We start from the raw sequence: 17,736 nt of genomic DNA, 5'->3' as shown, positions 1-17,736 counted from the left end.
TGCACAAGGTTGCAACATGGCTAATATTGACGTTATCCCGATGTGCATCTTCTCATGACAGGAGTGGACTCTATGGGTTCTACCACGATGGGTGTAAAACTCGATGAGGAAACGCGCGAACGTATCAAGACGGCAGCACAGCGTATTGATCGTACACCGCACTGGCTGATCAAACAGGCTATTTTCCATTACCTCGAACGCCTCGAAAGCGGCCTCGACACTCCTGAAACACCGCAATGGGCGAATGTCAGCCACATTGAAGCGGAAGATATTATGCCGCAATCTCAGGAAGAAGAAGAAGCCTACCTACCCTTTCTTGATTTCGCCGAGCATATTCTTCCGCAGTCCGTTATCCGCGCCGCCATTACTTCTGTTTACCGCCGCCCCGAAAGTGAACTGGTACCTATCTTACTCGAACAGGCAAGACTTACCGATGAAATGTCGCAGTTAACGCAGAAGCTGGCTTATCAACTGGCAGAGAAATTACGCGGTCAGAAAGCCGGAAATGGGCGTGCGGGCATTGTGCAAGGGCTGCTACAGGAATTCTCACTTTCTTCTCAGGAAGGGGTGGCGCTGATGTGCTTAGCCGAAGCGCTGCTGCGCATTCCTGATAAATCTACGCGCGATGCGCTGATCCGCGACAAGATCAGTCGGGGAAACTGGCAGGCACATCTTGGCCAAAGCCCGTCACTCTTTGTGAATGCTGCAACCTGGGGGCTGCTGTTTACCGGAAAGCTGGTGACGACTCACAACGAAGTGAACCTCTCGAATTCGCTGAACCGCATCATCGGGAAAAGCGGTGAGCCGCTTGTCCGCAAAGGTGTCGATATGGCTATGCGGCTGATGGGGGAGCAGTTTGTCACTGGGGAAACCATCGGTGAAGCGCTGGCGAATGCCCGTGAACGGGAGAATAAAGGCTTCCGTTACTCTTACGATATGTTAGGTGAAGCGGCGCTGACGGAACACGATGCTGCCGCGTATCTGACGGCCTATCAGCAGGCGATTCATGCTATCGGCAAGGCCTCGAACGGGCGCGGGATTTACGAAGGGCCGGGCATTTCCATCAAGCTGTCGGCGCTGCATTCCCGCTATAGCCGGTCGCAGTATGACCGGGTGATGGAAGAACTTTATCCGCGTTTGTTGATGCTGACGCTGCTGGCGCGTCAGTACGATATCGGGATCAATATTGACGCGGAGGAAGCCGATCGACTGGAGATCTCACTCGATCTGCTGGAAAAACTCTGCATGGATCCGCAGTTGGCGGGGTGGAATGGCGTTGGGTTTGTCATTCAGGCTTATCAGAAACGCTGCCCCTATGTGATTGATGCACTGATTGAGCTGGCACAGCGCAGCCGTCGGCGACTGATGATTCGTCTGGTGAAAGGGGCGTACTGGGACAGTGAGATCAAGCGTGCGCAGGTTGACGGGCTGGAAGGCTACCCGGTCTACACGCGTAAGGTCTATACCGATGTGGCGTATCTGGCGTGCGCCCGCAAGCTGTTGGCCTTACCGAATCTGATTTACCCGCAGTTTGCCACGCACAACGCGCAGACGGTAAGCGCGATCTACCACATGGCGGGCAACAATTATTATCCCGGTCAGTATGAGTTCCAGTGCCTGCACGGCATGGGCGAACCGCTCTACGATCAGGTGGTGGGCGCAGCGGCTGACGGCAAGCTGAACCGCCCGTGTCGCATTTATGCCCCGGTCGGAACCCATGAAACGCTGCTGGCTTATCTGGTGCGACGCTTGTTGGAAAACGGCGCGAATACCTCGTTTGTTAACCGCATTGCGGATACCTCAATGGCACTGGAAACGCTGATTGCCGATCCGATTCGTGGCGTAGAGGCGCTGGCAAAAGTGGAATGGATCATGGGCGCACCGCATCCCAAGATTCCTCTGCCGCGTCAGCTATATGGGCAGGAACGGCAAAATTCGAGCGGACTGGATCTCTCGAACGAGCACCGGCTGGCTTCGCTCTCCAGCGCGTTGCTGAATCATGCATCACAGCCGTGGTATGCCGCGCCAATGATTGAGGGGGAGAGCGAGGCGAGTGAAGAAAGACCTGTCGTGAATCCCGCAGATGTGCACGATGTGGTGGGTTACGTTCTCGATGCCTCGGTGGCGGATGTTGAGGTGGCGGTAGACGCGGCGGTACATGCTGGCACCATTTGGTTTGCGACGCCACCCGCAGAGCGGGCCGCGATATTGAATCAGGCCGCTTCGCTGATGGAAGGGCAGTTGCAAAGTCTGCTGGGGCTGCTGGTGCGGGAAGCGGGTAAATCCTTCAGTAACGCGATTGCGGAAGTGCGCGAAGCGGTGGACTTCTTACGCTATTACGCGGCTCAGATTCGGGACACGTTCACTAACGATACGCATCGTCCGCTGGGGCCGGTGGTTTGCATTAGCCCGTGGAATTTCCCGCTGGCGATCTTCACCGGTCAAATTTCTGCCGCACTGGCGGCAGGCAACAGCGTCCTGGCGAAACCGGCTGAACAGACGCCGCTGATCGCGGCACAGGCGGTGCGTATTTTACATGAGGCGGGCATTCCTCAGAGTGTGCTGCAATTGCTGCCCGGACAGGGAGAAACGATTGGTGCGGCGTTGGTGAACGATGAACGAGTACGCGGCGTGGTGTTTACCGGGTCGACGGCCGTTGCCAAAACCCTGCAACGCAGCATTGCGGGCAGGCTCGATCCACAGGGGCGTTTGACGCCGCTGATTGCCGAAACGGGCGGCCTGAATGCGATGATTGTCGATTCGTCTGCGCTGACGGAGCAGGTGGTGAATGACGTTATTGCCTCCGCGTTCGACAGCGCCGGACAGCGTTGCTCGGCGCTGCGCCTGCTGTGCCTGCAAGAGGATATCGCGGATCGCACTCTGGCTATGCTGCGTGGCGCGATGGCGGAGTGTCGAATGGGGAATCCTGAACGGTTATCGACCGACATCGGCCCGCTGATTGACGCTGAAGCGAAAGAGAACGTGGAACGGCATATTCAGACAATGCGGGCGAAAGGCCATACCGTATTTCAGGCTGCGTATCCGCAGGATGAGGAGACGTGGCGGCACGGGACGTTTGTGAAACCGACTCTGATCGAACTGGGCAAAATAGACGAGCTGAAAAAAGAAGTTTTTGGTCCAGTTTTACACGTAGTTCGCTACCAAAGCCAGCAGTTGGATACTGTAACTGAGCAGATCAACGCGGCGGGGTATGGCCTGACGCTGGGTGTGCATACCCGCATTGATGAAACTATCCTGCGCGTGACGGGTAAGGCGAAGGTGGGTAATCAATATGTGAACCGCAATATGGTCGGTGCCGTTGTCGGTGTTCAACCGTTTGGCGGGGAAGGCTTGTCGGGAACCGGACCAAAGGCGGGCGGGCCGCTTTATCTTTACCGCTTGCTGACACATCGGCCGGACGGCGCGCTTGCGGCAGAATTCGCACAGCAGAACCGTGAGCAGGCGCTGGATGCATCTGCCCGATCGTCGCTGTTGGCGGGACTACAGGCGCTGGAAGACTGGGCGATTGCTGGGGAGCGTCACGGGCTGGCGACGTTATGCCAGCGCTATAGAGAATATAGCGTCAGCGGGACAACGCGACTGCTGCCCGGCCCGACAGGGGAAAGTAATTCCTATACGCTGCTGCCGCGTGAACGGATTCTGTGTCTGGCAGATAATGAGGAAGATCGCTTGATTCAGACGGCGGCGGTGCTGGCGACGGGCGGGAAACTGCTGTGGCCGGAAGGTGATCACGAGAAAAGGCTCTATGGCAGCTTACCCGCAGGCGTGCAGTCGCATATTCAGTTCACGCCTGACTGGCAGCGGCACGAGGTGTCTTTTCATGGCGTCATTTATCATGGGGATGCCGATCGGTTACGGCAACTGAGTGAAGCGCTTGCAGAGCGCGATGGCCCGATTATCCAGCCGTTAGGCTATGTGCAGGGCGATACCCACGTTCAGTTGGAGCGCCTGTTGACCGAGCGTTCTCTGAGTATCAATACCGCCGCCGCGGGCGGCAATGCCAGCCTGATGACAATAGGCTAGTCAGGAGGTTAATAGAAAAAACGCGCCAAACCAGAAGGTCGGCGCGCTTTTTATGTTCGGGGCGTCGGTGTGGCGACTTAATTGCGACGCGACTTAGTTGCGGTACAGCTTAATTGCGGTACAACACCTTGACCACATGGTAACCAAACTGGGTTTTCACCGGACCAAATGGTTTCAGCAATTCGCAGGAAAACACGGCCTTATCGAAAGCTGGCACCATGTCACCTTTACGAAACTCACCTAAATCGCCGCCGTTGCGTTTTGACGGGCAGGTCGAGTGCTTCTGTGCCAGTTTCTGGAAGTCTGCACCTTTTTCCAGTTGCGCAAGAATGTCATTAGCTTCCTGCTCAGTGTCTACCAGGATGTGTAGGGCTGCTGCGGTATTTGCCATGTTATTACCTTTTTTGCAAAAGAGATTCCGGCGCGCAATGTAACATTTGCAACGCAAGATGTGGACTGCGATGTGCTTTCCTTAATAACAAATCCTTGGTCAAGATCGATACGGCTTTCTGCTACAATCGCCTTCCGTTTTATGAGTGAGCAAGATCGTTATGCGCTTAAACCCCAGCCAACAACACGCCGTCGAATTTGTCACCGGACCTTGTCTGGTGCTGGCGGGCGCAGGTTCAGGCAAGACCCGCGTTATCACCAACAAAATCGCGCACCTTATTCGCCAGTGTGGCTATCAGGCTAAGCACATTGCCGCCGTGACGTTTACCAACAAAGCGGCGCGAGAGATGAAAGAGCGCGTGGCGCAAACGCTGGGGCGTAAAGAAACGCGTGGGCTGATGATCGCAACCTTCCATACGTTGGGGCTGGAGATCATCAAACGTGAATACGTCGCGTTGGGCATGAAATCCAATTTCTCCCTGTTTGACGATCAGGACCAGATGGCGCTGCTGAAAGAGCTGACGGAGCAGTGGCTGGAAAACGATAAAGTGCTGCTGCAACAGCTGATCTCGACGATCTCAAACTGGAAAAATGATCTGATCGATCCTGCCGGTGCGGCAGCAACCGCTCGCTCCGAACGCGACAAGCTGTTTGTGCATTGCTACTCGCTCTACCACGACCACCTGCGCGCCTGTAACGTGCTGGACTTCGACGATCTGATTTTGCTGCCTACACTGTTGCTGAAGCGGAATGTTGAGGTGCGTGAACGTTGGCAGAACCGCTTACGCTACCTGCTGGTGGATGAATATCAGGACACCAACACCAGCCAGTATGAGCTGGTTAAGCTGCTGGTTGGCACCCGCGCGCGTTTTACCGTCGTAGGCGATGACGATCAGTCTATTTACTCCTGGCGCGGCGCGCGACCGCAGAATCTGGTGTTGCTACAGCAGGATTTCCCCGCGCTTGACGTGATCAAGCTGGAACAAAACTACCGCTCGTCCGGGCGTATTCTGAAAGCCGCCAATATTCTTATCGCCAATAACCCGCACGTCTTTGAAAAGCGTCTGTTCTCGGAGCTGGGTTACGGTGATGAACTCAAAGTGATTACCGCCAACAACGAAGACCACGAAGCGGAGCGGGTCGTTGGTGAGCTGATTGCCCATCACTTTATTAAAAAGACCCAGTACGGCGACTATGCCATTTTGTATCGTGGCAACCATCAATCGCGTCTGTTTGAAAAGATGCTGATGCAGAACCGTATTCCATATCGTATCTCCGGTGGCACGTCGTTTTTCTCTCGACCTGAAATCAAAGATTTACTGGCCTACTTACGCGTACTGACCAACCCAGAAGACGACAGCGCGTTCTTACGCATTGTGAACACGCCTAAGCGTGAGATTGGCCCGGCGACGATGAAGAAGCTAGGCGAGTGGGCAGGGCAGCGCAATAAAGGCCTGTTCAGCGCGAGTTTTGATCTCGGGCTGAGCCAGTCGCTGACCGGTCGTGGGCTGGAATCCCTACAGCGGTTTACGCAGTGGCTAGCGGAAATCGCCCGTCTGGCAGAGCGTGAACCGGTCGCCGCCGTGCGGGACCTGATTCATGGGCTGGACTACGAAAGCTGGCTGTATGAAACCTCGCCGAGCCCAAAAGCCGCAGAAATGCGAATGAAGAACGTCAATCAGCTATTCAGCTGGATGACGGAAATGCTGGAAGGGTCCGATCTGGATGAACCGATGACGCTGACGCAGGTGGTAACGCGTTTCACGCTGCGGGACATGATGGAACGTGGAGAGAGTGAAGAGGAGCTGGATCAGGTCCAGCTAATGACGTTGCATGCGTCCAAAGGACTCGAATTCCCGTACGTCTTTTTGGTTGGGATGGAAGAAGGTCTGTTGCCGCACCAAAGCAGCATTGACGAAGATAATGTCGACGAAGAGCGCCGTCTGGCCTACGTGGGGATTACGCGTGCTCAGCGCGAACTGTTCTTCACATTGTGCAAAGAACGCCGCCAGTATGGCGAGTTGGTGCGCCCCGAGCCGAGTCGTTTCCTGCTTGAACTGCCGCAGGATGATGTGGTGTGGGAAACGGAAAGAAAAGTGGTTAGCGCACAAGAGCGTATGCAGAAAGGTCAGACGAACGTCGCCAGTATCCGGGCGATGTTGGCGAAAGCAAAAGGGGAGTAAAGCGCGCTCCCCTATGTGCTCGTTAAGCTGGGGTTTCTTCCAGCATCAGCGGCCAGTGTACGTAGCTCTGCCAGCGGCTTTCCTGTTCCAGCATTTCTGTCCGTAACGGGTGCTGAGCCAGCCAGCCAGCGGGCAGAATCAAACGCAATGCTTCGCCTTCTACGCGTAACCGTACTGCTGGCAGCGTGTCATCGCGGCGGCGGCTGGCAAAAATAATCGCCAGACGCAACAGGCGGCAAAGGCGCTGTGCCTGATTGACCGGCAGCGCATTTTGCTGACTGAGCGGCATTAAATCGACAGGGTTAATCTGGTTTTGCAGGAGTGTGGCTAACAACTTCTTCTGAGCGGGTGTAAAGCCGGGGAGATCGCTATGACGAATCAAATAGGCTGCATGCTGGGGCGATTGGCGAAAATCGATGCTCAAACCAATTTCGTGTACCAGACAGGCGCTGCGCAGTAACTCGCGACATCGGCTATCTAACTGCCAGTCACGGGCAACCTGTTGTAGAAAGTTGTCCGCCAACGCACTGACGCGTTTAGCCTGTTCGGTATCCAGCAGATAACGGCGTTGCAGCGTCGCTAACGTGCGGTGACGAATATCCTGATCAACGGGCAGATGCAGCATGCCATAGACCAGCCCTTCACGCAGCGCGCCTCCGGCCAGTGTCATCGTTTTGATGTCGAGCTCTTGGAAGATCGCCAGCAGAATGGCTAATCCGCTGGGGAAAACCAGCGCGCGTTCCAGTGTCAGGCCATCAATCTCCAATTCTTCCAGCTTATCGCACTGAATCGCATGCTCTTTAAGCTGTCTGAGCTTCGGCAGAGTAATGTATTCATCCATTCCCTGCGCGACCATAATTTCTTGTAGCGCCTGAACTGTGCCGGAAGCACCGACGCAGATTTGCCAGCCCTGTTCGCGCAGAGAAGCCGCGACAGGACGCAGCATTTCACGTGCCGCCTGTTCAGCGCGTTCAAAGTTACCGGCTTCCAGAGTGCGGTCGCTGAAATAGCGATCCAGCCACGTTACGCATCCCATCGGGAGGCTGATCAACTGGGTCGTTTTTGCGCCGATTCCCGTTGCCAGTTCGGTACTGCCACCGCCAATATCCACGACCAGACGCGCATCCGGGCCGCCTGTCGTATGTGCCACGCCTTGATAAATCAAGCGTGCTTCTTCTTCACCGCTGATAACCTGAATCGGCAAGCCCAGAATTTCCTGAGCCCGTTGCAGAAACTCATCAGCGTTCGTTGCCAGCCGCAAGGTTGCAGTAGCGACGACGCGCACCTGATCCTGCGGAATGTCCTGCAACCGTTCGGAGAACAGTTGTAGACACTGCCAGCCACGCTGCATCGCTTCTTGCGAGAGCCGATTCTGCTTATCCAGCCCTGCCGCAAGGCGGACTTTACGCTTTATTTTCGCCAGCGTCTGAATGCTGCCTGCGGTTTCCCGGGTGACCAGCATATGGAAGCTGTTCGAGCCGAGATCGATGGCAGCGTAAAGTGAAGAAGAGCTCAGCATCGACGGTTATTCCGCTCGTTTACGGTTATTACGGGGCGCTCCGCTGCGGCGCGGCGCATTGTGTCGGCGCGGGCCATTATTGGAACGCGGTGGACGCGTTAAACGCTTCGGCGCAGGTAAATCGCTCATCAGCGCGTCACTGTTGTATTTGCTGACCGGAATACCGTGACCGATATAGGTTTCGATAGCCGGGAGATTCAGCGCGTACTCTTCACAGGCCAGGCTGATAGAGAATCCGCTTTGTCCCGCACGGCCCGTACGACCAATACGGTGAACGTAGTCTTCGCAGTCATCCGGCAGATCGTAGTTGAAAACGTGGGTCACAGAAGGAATATGCAAACCGCGTGCTGCAACGTCCGTTGCTACCAGAATATCCAGATTACCCTGGGTAAATTCTTCCAGAATACGCAGACGTTTTTTCTGCGCGACGTCGCCCGTCAGCAGCCCAACGCGATGGCCGTCGGCAGCCAGATGGCCCCAGACGTCTTCGCAGCGATGCTTGGTATTCGCGAAAATAATGCAGCGGTCCGGCCACTCTTCTTCCAGCAGCGTTTGGAGCAGGCGCATTTTTTCTTCGTTGGACGGATAAAACAGTTCTTCTGTAATACGGTGGCCGGTTTTCTGTTCCGGTTCGACTTCCACATACTCGGCGTTATTCATCTGTTCAAACGCGAGTTCACGCACCCGGTAGGAGAGCGTAGCGGAAAAGAGCATGTTCAGGCGCTGTGCCGCTGCGGGCATGCGGCGGAATAGCCAGCGAATGTCTTTGATGAAGCCAAGATCGTACATGCGATCGGCTTCGTCCAGCACGACAACCTGAATCGCGCCGAGATTGATATGGTTCTGTTTGGCGTAGTCGATCAGGCGACCGGTGGTGCCGATCAGAATATCAACGCCGCTTTCCAGCACTTTAAGCTGTTTGTCGTAGCCGTCGCCACCGTAGGCTAAACCTAATTTTAGCCCAGTTGCATGAGACAGCGCTTCTGCATCAGAGTGAATCTGGACAGCCAGTTCACGGGTTGGTGCCATAATTAAAGCACGTGGCTGGTTGGTCTGACGCTCTGCATTTGCAGGGTGTGAAAGCAGATAATGGAAAGTAGACGCAAGAAAAGCCAGCGTCTTGCCGGTACCGGTTTGCGCCTGACCCGCAACATCACGCCCTGACAGAGCCAATGGCAGAGCTAACGCCTGAATAGGCGTACAGTTATGAAACCCTTTACTTTCAAGAGCTTCAATAACCTGCGGGTGCAGGGCGAAGTCGGAAAACTTCTGTTCAGTTAAGTGTGTTTTGCTCATAGTGTGGTAGAATATCAGCTAACTATTGCTTTACGAAAGCGTATCCGGTGAAATAAAGTCAAGCCGTTGTTGGTTAATGCTACACCAACAAGGTAGAAATAATCCTGCGGAGTAAAATATGAGCGATAAAATAATTCACCTGACTGATGACAGCTTCGGCACGAAAGTATTGCAAGCTGAGGGCGCTATCTTGGTTGATTTCTGGGCTGAGTGGTGTGGTCCTTGCAAAATGATCGCTCCTATTCTGGATGAAATTGCCGAAGAGTTTGAAGGTAAACTGACGGTTACCAAGCTGAACATTGATGAAAATCCGGCTACTGCGCCGAAATATGGTATTCGTGGTATCCCTACTCTGCTGCTGTTTAAAAACGGCGAAGTCGCTGCGACGAAAGTCGGCGCGCTGTCCAAAGGGCAACTGAAAGAGTTCCTGACGGCAAATCTGTAATTAGCTTGATACCCTAAAAAGGGTGTCGCCGGCGGGCGCAATTGGGCAATATGCAATTCTCATATTGACTGCTTGCCGCTCGTCGGGAAGCATGTTAGATTCTTCATCACTGCATATCGTACTTGCCTATGTTTAAGCCCTTAGGCTTAAGCCTGAAAGTTAGAGTCTAAAGCATTATTCTGTGTCGAAATCGAAAAAATCGTTGTTTTACAAGGTAATTGTTCTACAAGACGATTGTTTTACAACACGTTTGTGATCCGATTTGGGCAGTCTGCTAGTTTTACAATAATTGGTTTTATGTGTCTTCGATCTCCTGCCGTTGATTTATGCGGATATCGTTTATGCGGATGTTGTTTTGCGCGGATTTAATGCGCTTCAGGTGTGAAACCAGACAGGAATCCGGTGGTCGAAGGCTGTTATAGAGGCACGGATGATCCTGCCATACCATTCACGTTATAGTTCGAGATTTACCCCGAGTTAAAGAACCCACCACTATGAATCTTACCGAATTAAAGAATACGCCAGTTTCTGAGTTAATTACTCTTGGCGAAAATATGGGACTGGAAAACCAGGCCCGCATGCGCAAACAGGATATTATCTTCGCTATTCTGAAACAGCATGCCAAAAGCGGCGAGGATATTTTCGGCGATGGTGTGCTGGAGATATTGCAGGATGGCTTCGGCTTTCTCCGCTCCGCAGACAGCTCCTACCTCGCAGGCCCCGATGATATCTACGTTTCTCCCAGCCAAATCCGCCGTTTTAACCTTCGCACTGGTGACACCATTTCTGGCAAGATTCGTCCGCCGAAAGAGGGTGAACGCTACTTTGCGCTGCTGAAAGTTAACGAAGTTAACTACGACAAACCTGAAAACGCCCGCAACAAGATCCTGTTCGAAAACTTAACGCCGCTGCACGCAAACTCTCGTCTGCGTATGGAACGTGGTAACGGTTCGACAGAAGATCTGACGGCGCGTGTGCTGGATCTGGCTTCGCCGATCGGCCGTGGCCAACGTGGTCTGATCGTTGCACCGCCAAAAGCGGGTAAAACCATGCTGCTGCAGAACATCGCGCAGAGCATCGCTTACAACCATCCTGACTGCGTGCTGATGGTGCTGCTGATTGACGAACGTCCGGAAGAAGTTACCGAGATGCAGCGTCTGGTGAAAGGCGAAGTTGTTGCGTCAACGTTTGACGAACCTGCTTCCCGTCACGTTCAGGTTGCCGAAATGGTGATCGAAAAAGCGAAGCGTCTGGTTGAGCATAAGAAAGACGTTATCATCCTGCTGGACTCCATTACTCGTCTGGCGCGTGCCTACAACACCGTGGTTCCGGCTTCGGGCAAAGTGTTGACGGGTGGTGTGGATGCCAACGCCCTGCATCGTCCGAAGCGTTTCTTCGGTGCGGCGCGTAACGTTGAGGAAGGCGGTAGCCTGACAATCATCGCCACCGCGCTGGTTGATACCGGTTCTAAGATGGACGAAGTGATTTACGAAGAATTTAAAGGTACAGGTAATATGGAACTGCACCTGGCGCGTAAAATCGCAGAAAAACGCGTGTTCCCGGCGATTGATTACAACCGTTCCGGTACGCGTAAAGAAGAACTTCTTACTACCTCTGAAGAATTGCAGAAGATGTGGATTCTACGCAAGATCATCCACCCAATGGGTGAGATCGACGCGATGGAATTCCTCATCAACAAGTTGGCTATGACGAAAACCAACGATGAATTCTTCGATATGATGAAACGTTCATAAATCCGGGCGTTCATCCATTACGGATAACTCGGGGAACGCCACGCTGGGTCGTGGCGTTTTTTTATCCCCCAATTGGTCAGATGTGAAGGGGCTTTCTACTGGGAAGTAGCGGTTATCACGTCAATTTGTACTGGCGATCAGGGTGGGCGATAGGATATAAGGCGTAAACCGAGTCTATACTGAGCAGCTACAGCGGAGCTGTTAACGGTGAACTTACTCACTATGAGTACCGAACTACTATTTATTTTCTTGTTTTCTCTGGGCTTTCTTTTTTTTGCTCGCAGCATCGCGGGTAAAATAGGGCTTGTCGATCGTCCCAACTACCGTAAACGCCATCGGGGTCTTGTGCCTCTGGTTGGCGGTATTTCCGTGTATGCGGGTATCTGTTTTACCTACTTTATTACCGATCAATATATCCCCAATTTCCGTCTTTATCTGATGTGCGCGGGTGTGCTGGTGTTTATCGGCATGCTGGACGATCGTTTTGATATCAGCGTGAAAATTCGTGCCGTTGTGCAGGCGTTTGTCGCCGTGGTGATGATGGCTTTTGCTGGCTTGACGATACACAACCTGGGATACATTTTCGGCCCATGGCAAATGGGGCTGGGGCCGTTTGGCTATCTGGTCACGCTGTTTGCGGTTTGGGCGGCGATCAATGCGTTCAATATGGTCGACGGGATCGATGGATTGCTCGGCGGATTGTCCAGCGTCTCATTTGGGGCGATGGGTATTTTGCTGTACCTGAGTGGCCACACGAATCTGGCATTGTGGTGTTTCGCCATGATTGCGGCGACGTTGCCTTATATTCTGCTTAACCTCGGCGTGTTTGGGTCTCGCTACAAGGTCTTCATGGGCGATGCGGGTAGCACGATGATTGGCTTCACGGCTATCTGGCTCCTGATTCAAACGACGCAAGGCCCGCAGCACCCGATTAACCCGGTTACGGCACTGTGGATCATCGCTATCCCGCTGATCGATATGATCGCCATTATGTATCGGCGCTTACGCAAAGGGATGAGCCCGTTCTCGCCTGACCGACAGCATATCCATCATTTAATGATGCGAGCTGGCTTTTCTTCCCGTCAGGCGTTTGTGCTGATTACGCTTGCTGCCGCCTTGTTGGCAGCGGTCGGCGTGTTGGGAGAATATTTCTTTTTCATACCCGAATGGTTCATGTTGGCATTATTCTTGCTTGCATTTCTACTGTATGGCTACTGCCTGAAACGAGCATGGCGGGTCGCCCGTTTTATCAAGCGAATCAAACGCCGTATGCGGCATTCTGATGAGCAAAAGCAGTCATCCTGACCAAATAATTTTGGGGAAGTAATGAAATCAGAGAACTTGTCTACCGGGAATGCGTTGATTGATAACGAATTGGATATCCGTGGTTTATTTCGCCTGCTGTGGCGTGGAAAGGTATGGCCGATAGCGATCGGCCTGCTTTTTGCCATTGTGGCATTAGGCTATTCCTATCTTGTTAAACAGGAGTGGAGCGCGACAGCGATTACTGACAAGCCGACGGTCAATATGCTGGGCGGGTATTATTCGCAGCAGCAATTCCTGCGTAATCTCGACGCCCGCTCTTTTTCCACGCCTCAGCCAGAGCAACCGTCTATTTCGGCTGATGCTTATGACGAATTCATTATGCAATTAGCGGCCTATGATACCCGCCGCGATTTCTGGTTACAGACTGACTATTATAAGCAGCGTCTGGAAGGTGATGGAAAAGCTGATGCGGCTCTGCTGGATGAACTGGTTAACAACATTCAGTTTACGCCGCGCGACAGTGGGAAAAAAACCAATGATTCTGTGAAGCTGGTGGCGGAAACCTCTGCGGATTCCAATACGTTGCTTCGTCAGTATGTGGTTTTTGCCAGCCAGCGTGCAGCCAGCCACCTGAATGAAGAGATCAAGGGTGCTTGGGCTGCCAGAACCATTTTCATGAAGTCGCAGATCAAGCGTCAGGAAGCGGTAGCGAAAGCGATTTACGATCGCGAAATCCGCAGCCTTGAACTGGCGCTGAAAATCGCACAACAGCAAGGTATTAGCCGTAGCCAGACGGATACGCCAGCAGACGAAATCCCCGCATCAGAAATGTTCCTGCTTGGCAGGCCGATGCTTCAAGCCCGACTGGAAACGTTGCAGACCAGCGGCCCGCACTATGAACTGGATTACGATCAAAATCGCGCGATGTTGGCGACGCTGAACGTCGGCCCAACGCTTGAGGGCAGTTTCCAGACATATCGTTATTTGCGTACGCCGGAAGAACCGGTGAAGCGCGACAGCCCGCGCCGGGCATTCCTGATGGTAATGTGGGGTGCGATTGGTGCGCTCGTTGGGGCGGGTGTTGCCTTGGCTCGTCGTCCGCGCTAACCAGCTTGCTGATGCTCAGTGAGCGTCAGCGTCTAACCTGATTAAAGAGATTCAATGTGAAAGTATTGACTGTTTTCGGCACCCGGCCGGAAGCCATAAAAATGGCGCCGCTGGTTCATGCCCTGGCTCAGGATGGAGCCTTTGAATCGAGAATTTGCGTAACAGCCCAGCACCGGGAGATGCTGGATCAGGTGCTGCGTTTGTTCGACATTACGCCGGATTACGATCTGGATATTATGCGACCGGGACAGGGACTCAGTGAGATATCCTGTCGGATTTTATCGGGACTTGAACCCGTTATGGCGGAGTTCAAACCCGATCTGGTATTGGTGCACGGCGATACCACCACGACGTTGGCAACCAGTCTGGCGGCTTTTTATCAGCGTATCCCCGTCGGCCATGTAGAAGCGGGATTGCGTACTGGCAATCTGTACTCGCCCTGGCCGGAAGAAGCTAACCGTAAACTGACCGGACATTTGGCGATGTACCATTTCGCCCCAACGGAAAATTCCCGCCAAAATTTACTGCGTGAGCATCTGTCTGATCGGCATATTTTTGTGACGGGTAATACGGTGATTGATGCGCTGTTCTGGGTGCGCGATCGTATTCTCGGGGACGCAGCGTTACGCCGCAGCCTCGACGAGAAATATGCCTTTTTAGACGATAACAAGAAGCTGATTCTGGTTACCGGACACCGCCGCGAAAGTTTTGGCGGCGGCTTCGAGCGCATTTGCAGCGCGCTGGCCGACATCGCCCGTCGACACCCCGAAGTACAAATTGTGTATCCGGTCCATCTGAACCCTAACGTCAGTGAACCGGTGAATCGCATTCTGAGCGGCATTGATAATGTGATGCTGATTGCGCCGCAGGACTATCTGCCTTTCGTGTATCTGATGAATCGGTCTTACATGATTTTGACCGACTCTGGCGGCATTCAGGAAGAAGCGCCGTCGTTAGGCAAGCCTGTATTGGTGATGCGTGATACGACAGAACGGCCAGAGGCGGTTGAAGCCGGTACGGTTAAGCTGGTAGGGACAGAAGTAACCAGCATTGTCGATGCGGTATCTATGCTGTTGACGGATGAAGAGGCATATCAGGCAATGAGCCGTGCCCACAATCCTTATGGTGATGGTCAAGCCTGCCAACGCATCGTTGATGCTTTAAAAAATCGCCAGGAGCGATTTTAAACGTCGTCCCGCGGCGGCCCGATTTACAGAATGCAAACGGTGATAATGGAATAGAAGAGTAAAGCGTTTGCGCCAAGGATGGCGCAAGCCGAGCGTACAGGGATGTATTCACAGCGTCTTTACGATCTATCCATTATCACCGCTCAATGCATCTATCAGTATCCGAGAAATAATTATGGTGACACTATGAGCTTTACTACCATTTCCGTAATCGGTTTAGGCTACATCGGTTTACCCACCGCCGCGGCGTTTGCGTCGCGCCAGAAAAAAGTCATCGGTATCGATGTGAACAAACTGGCGGTCGAAACCATCAATCGCGGCGAAATCCATATCGTCGAGCCCGATCTGGATGCGTTGGTCAAAGTGGCAGTGGAAAATGGTTACCTCCAGGCGCTGACAAAGCCTGTGCCAGCCGATGCTTTCCTGATCGCCGTTCCTACCCCCTTCAAAGGCGATCACGAACCGGATCTGGCCTACGTTCAGGCGGCTGCGGCGTCCATCGCGCCCGTGCTGAAGAAAGGCGATCTGGTGATTTTAGAATCGACATCCCCCGTGGGTGCAACCGAGCAAATGGCCGAGTGGCTGGCCGATGCGCGCGCGGATTTGACGTTTCCGCAGCAGGTTGGAGAAACGGCGGATATCAACATTGCCTATTGTCCTGAACGTGTGCTGCCGGGGCAGGTCGTGGTCGAGCTGATTAAAAACGATCGCGTCATTGGCGGCATGACCCCAGTGTGCTCTGCTCGTGCGAGCGAACTGTACAAAATCTTCCTCGAAGGTGAGTGTGTGGTTACTAACTCTCGCACCGCCGAAATGTGCAAGCTGACGGAAAACAGCTTCCGCGACGTCAATATTGCGTTCGCCAATGAGCTCTCGCTGATTTGTGCCGAACAAAACATTAACGTATGGGAACTTATCCGATTGGCAAACCGCCATCCCCGCGTCAATATCCTGCAACCCGGCCCTGGCGTCGGCGGGCACTGTATTGCGGTCGACCCTTGGTTTATCGTGGCGCAGAATCCGCAGCAGGCTCGGTTAATTCATACCGCGAGGCTGGTGAATGATGGCAAGCCGCTCTGGGTGGTGGATCGCGTAAAAGCGGCCGTGGCGGATTATCTGGCGCAAACGGATAAACGTGCCAGCGAAGTCACAGTGGCTTGCTTTGGGCTGGCGTTCAAGCCTGATATTGACGATCTGCGTGAAAGCCCAGCGGTAGGGATTACGTCCATGATTGCACAGTGGAACACCGGCGTGACGTTAGCCGTCGAACCGAATGTTAAACACCTGCCGTCCGTGTTGGCCGGACAGGTAAAACTGGTCGATACCAGCAGTGCATTAAAAGAAGCCGATGTGCTGGTCATGCTGGTCGATCACCGTCAGTTTAAAGCGATTAACCCAGATGATGTAAAACAACAGTGGGTTATTGATACCAAAGGAGTATGGCGTTGAAACGTATTTTAATTACCGGTGGCGCAGGGTTTATTGGTTCGGCGTTGGTCAGACACATTCTGACGGAAACGCAGGACAGCGTTGTTGTTGTCGATAAACTGACTTATGCGGGCAACCTGTCTTCGCTGGCACCCGTCGCTGATAGCTCACGCTTCGCGTTCGAGCAGGTTGATATCTGCGATCGTGCTGAACTGGACCGTGTCTTTACGGCTTACCAGCCTGCGCTGGTGATGCACTTGGCGGCAGAAAGCCACGTCGATCGCTCTATCGATGGCCCGGCAGCATTTATCGAAACCAATATTGTCGGCACCTATACAATGCTGGAAGCGGCACGTCACTATTGGCAGAACTTAGCTGATGCGGACAAGCGTGCGTTCCGTTTTCACCATATCTCTACCGATGAAGTGTTTGGTGACCTGCACGGGACGGACGATCTGTTTACAGAAACCACGCCTTATGCGCCAAGCAGCCCTTATTCCGCATCGAAAGCCTCCAGCGACCACCTTGTTCGCGCCTGGCTGCGCACCTACGGGTTCCCGACGGTTATTACCAACTGCTCGAATAACTACGGTCCTTACCATTTCCCAGAGAAGCTGATTCCGCTGGTAATCCTGAATGCGGTCGCGGGCAAACCGTTACCGGTTTACGGTGACGGTGCGCAAATCCGTGACTGGCTGTTTGTCGAAGACCACGCTCGCGCACTGTACAAAGTGGTGACGGAAGGCGAAATCGGCGAAACGTACAACATCGGTGGTCACAACGAGCGCAAAAACATTGAAGTCGTGCAGACCATTTGTGCACTGCTGGAAGAGCTGGCGCCGAATAAGCCTGCTGGCGTAGCGCATTACCGCGATCTCATCACCTACGTGAAAGACCGCCCAGGTCACGACATGCGTTACGCGATCGATGCCGGGAAAATTGAACGTGAGCTGGGCTGGCGTCCAGAAGAAACGTTTGAGACGGGCATGAGAAAAACCGTCAGCTGGTATCTGAATAACGAAAAATGGTGGCGCAGCGTGCAGGATGGTTCTTATACCGGCGAGCGTTTAGGGTTGAACGACTAAACCCGTGCCAGACGTTGGCAAACCGGAAGTTG

The 17,736-nt window shown here is 53.5% G+C and carries 12 protein-coding genes; 9 read left to right on the top strand and 3 right to left on the bottom strand.

The features are described 5' to 3' along the window. The first annotated feature begins 72 nt into the window (after positions 1–72). Positions 73–4,044, top strand: a complete 3,972-nt coding sequence (gene putA, locus QWJ20_RS20295) for a trifunctional transcriptional regulator/proline dehydrogenase/L-glutamate gamma-semialdehyde dehydrogenase (RefSeq protein ID WP_433993336.1) — start codon at positions 73–75, stop codon at positions 4,042–4,044. A gap of 109 nt (positions 4,045–4,153) precedes the next feature. Here the strand turns inward: putA and ppiC are convergent, their stop codons facing one another. After that, entirely contained in the window at positions 4,154–4,435 is a 282-nt protein-coding gene (gene ppiC / locus QWJ20_RS20290; protein WP_039486678.1) for a peptidylprolyl isomerase PpiC, read from the bottom strand. A gap of 160 nt (positions 4,436–4,595) precedes the next feature. Between ppiC and rep the strand changes: the two genes are divergently transcribed. Further along, positions 4,596–6,617, top strand: a complete 2,022-nt coding sequence (gene rep, locus QWJ20_RS20285; protein ID WP_095993109.1) for a DNA helicase Rep — start codon at positions 4,596–4,598, stop codon at positions 6,615–6,617. Positions 6,618–6,639: 22 nt separating this feature from the next. On the opposite strand, the gene ppx is transcribed toward rep, so the two are convergent. Both ppx and rhlB read right to left on the bottom strand, forming a co-directional pair. Further along, a complete protein-coding gene (ppx, locus tag QWJ20_RS20280; protein ID WP_433993335.1) occupies positions 6,640–8,136 on the bottom strand; it encodes an exopolyphosphatase in 1,497 nt (498 codons plus the stop codon). A gap of 6 nt (positions 8,137–8,142) precedes the next feature. Next, the gene (gene rhlB / locus QWJ20_RS20275) at positions 8,143–9,432 is read right to left on the bottom strand and encodes an ATP-dependent RNA helicase RhlB (RefSeq protein WP_095700883.1); all 1,290 of its coding nucleotides are present in this window, start codon (positions 9,430–9,432) and stop codon (positions 8,143–8,145) included. 118 nt (positions 9,433–9,550) lie between these two features. Here rhlB and trxA point away from each other — a divergent pair, with 118 nt between their 5' ends. The 7 genes from trxA to rffG all read left to right on the top strand — a co-directional run bounded on the left by trxA (position 9,551) and on the right by rffG (position 17,704). Beyond that, positions 9,551–9,877, top strand: a complete 327-nt coding sequence (gene trxA / locus QWJ20_RS20270) for a thioredoxin TrxA (protein ID WP_010283883.1) — start codon at positions 9,551–9,553, stop codon at positions 9,875–9,877. Positions 9,878–10,371: 494 nt separating this feature from the next. Then, the gene (rho, locus tag QWJ20_RS20265) at positions 10,372–11,631 is read left to right on the top strand and encodes a transcription termination factor Rho (protein ID WP_010283881.1); all 1,260 of its coding nucleotides are present in this window, start codon (positions 10,372–10,374) and stop codon (positions 11,629–11,631) included. A gap of 207 nt (positions 11,632–11,838) precedes the next feature. Continuing rightward, positions 11,839–12,936 (top strand): UDP-N-acetylglucosamine--undecaprenyl-phosphate N-acetylglucosaminephosphotransferase, encoded by a 1,098-nt coding sequence (wecA, locus tag QWJ20_RS20260; RefSeq protein ID WP_095700882.1) that lies wholly within the window; start codon positions 11,839–11,841, stop codon positions 12,934–12,936. Positions 12,937–12,957: 21 nt separating this feature from the next. Continuing rightward, complete coding sequence (gene wzzE, locus QWJ20_RS20255; protein WP_433993334.1) at positions 12,958–14,004, top strand: ECA polysaccharide chain length modulation protein; 1,047 nt, start codon at positions 12,958–12,960, stop codon at positions 14,002–14,004. Positions 14,005–14,060: 56 nt separating this feature from the next. Then, a complete protein-coding gene (gene wecB, locus QWJ20_RS20250; protein ID WP_109412298.1) occupies positions 14,061–15,191 on the top strand; it encodes a non-hydrolyzing UDP-N-acetylglucosamine 2-epimerase in 1,131 nt (376 codons plus the stop codon). A 186-nt stretch (positions 15,192–15,377) separates the two neighbouring features. Then, entirely contained in the window at positions 15,378–16,640 is a 1,263-nt protein-coding gene (gene wecC, locus QWJ20_RS20245) for a UDP-N-acetyl-D-mannosamine dehydrogenase (RefSeq protein WP_095993105.1), read from the top strand. Further along, complete coding sequence (gene rffG, locus QWJ20_RS20240; RefSeq protein ID WP_193438348.1) at positions 16,631–17,704, top strand: dTDP-glucose 4,6-dehydratase; 1,074 nt, start codon at positions 16,631–16,633, stop codon at positions 17,702–17,704. The genes wecC and rffG overlap by 10 nt, the downstream gene beginning before the upstream one ends. Positions 17,705–17,736 lie beyond the last annotated feature (32 nt).

The organism is Pectobacterium sp. S5, from assembly GCF_051707265.1.
Classification (GTDB): Bacteria; Pseudomonadota; Gammaproteobacteria; order Enterobacterales; family Enterobacteriaceae; genus Pectobacterium; species Pectobacterium polare.
Note: the sequence above shows the minus strand (reverse complement) of the source record. Positions and strands in the feature narration are given on the sequence as shown.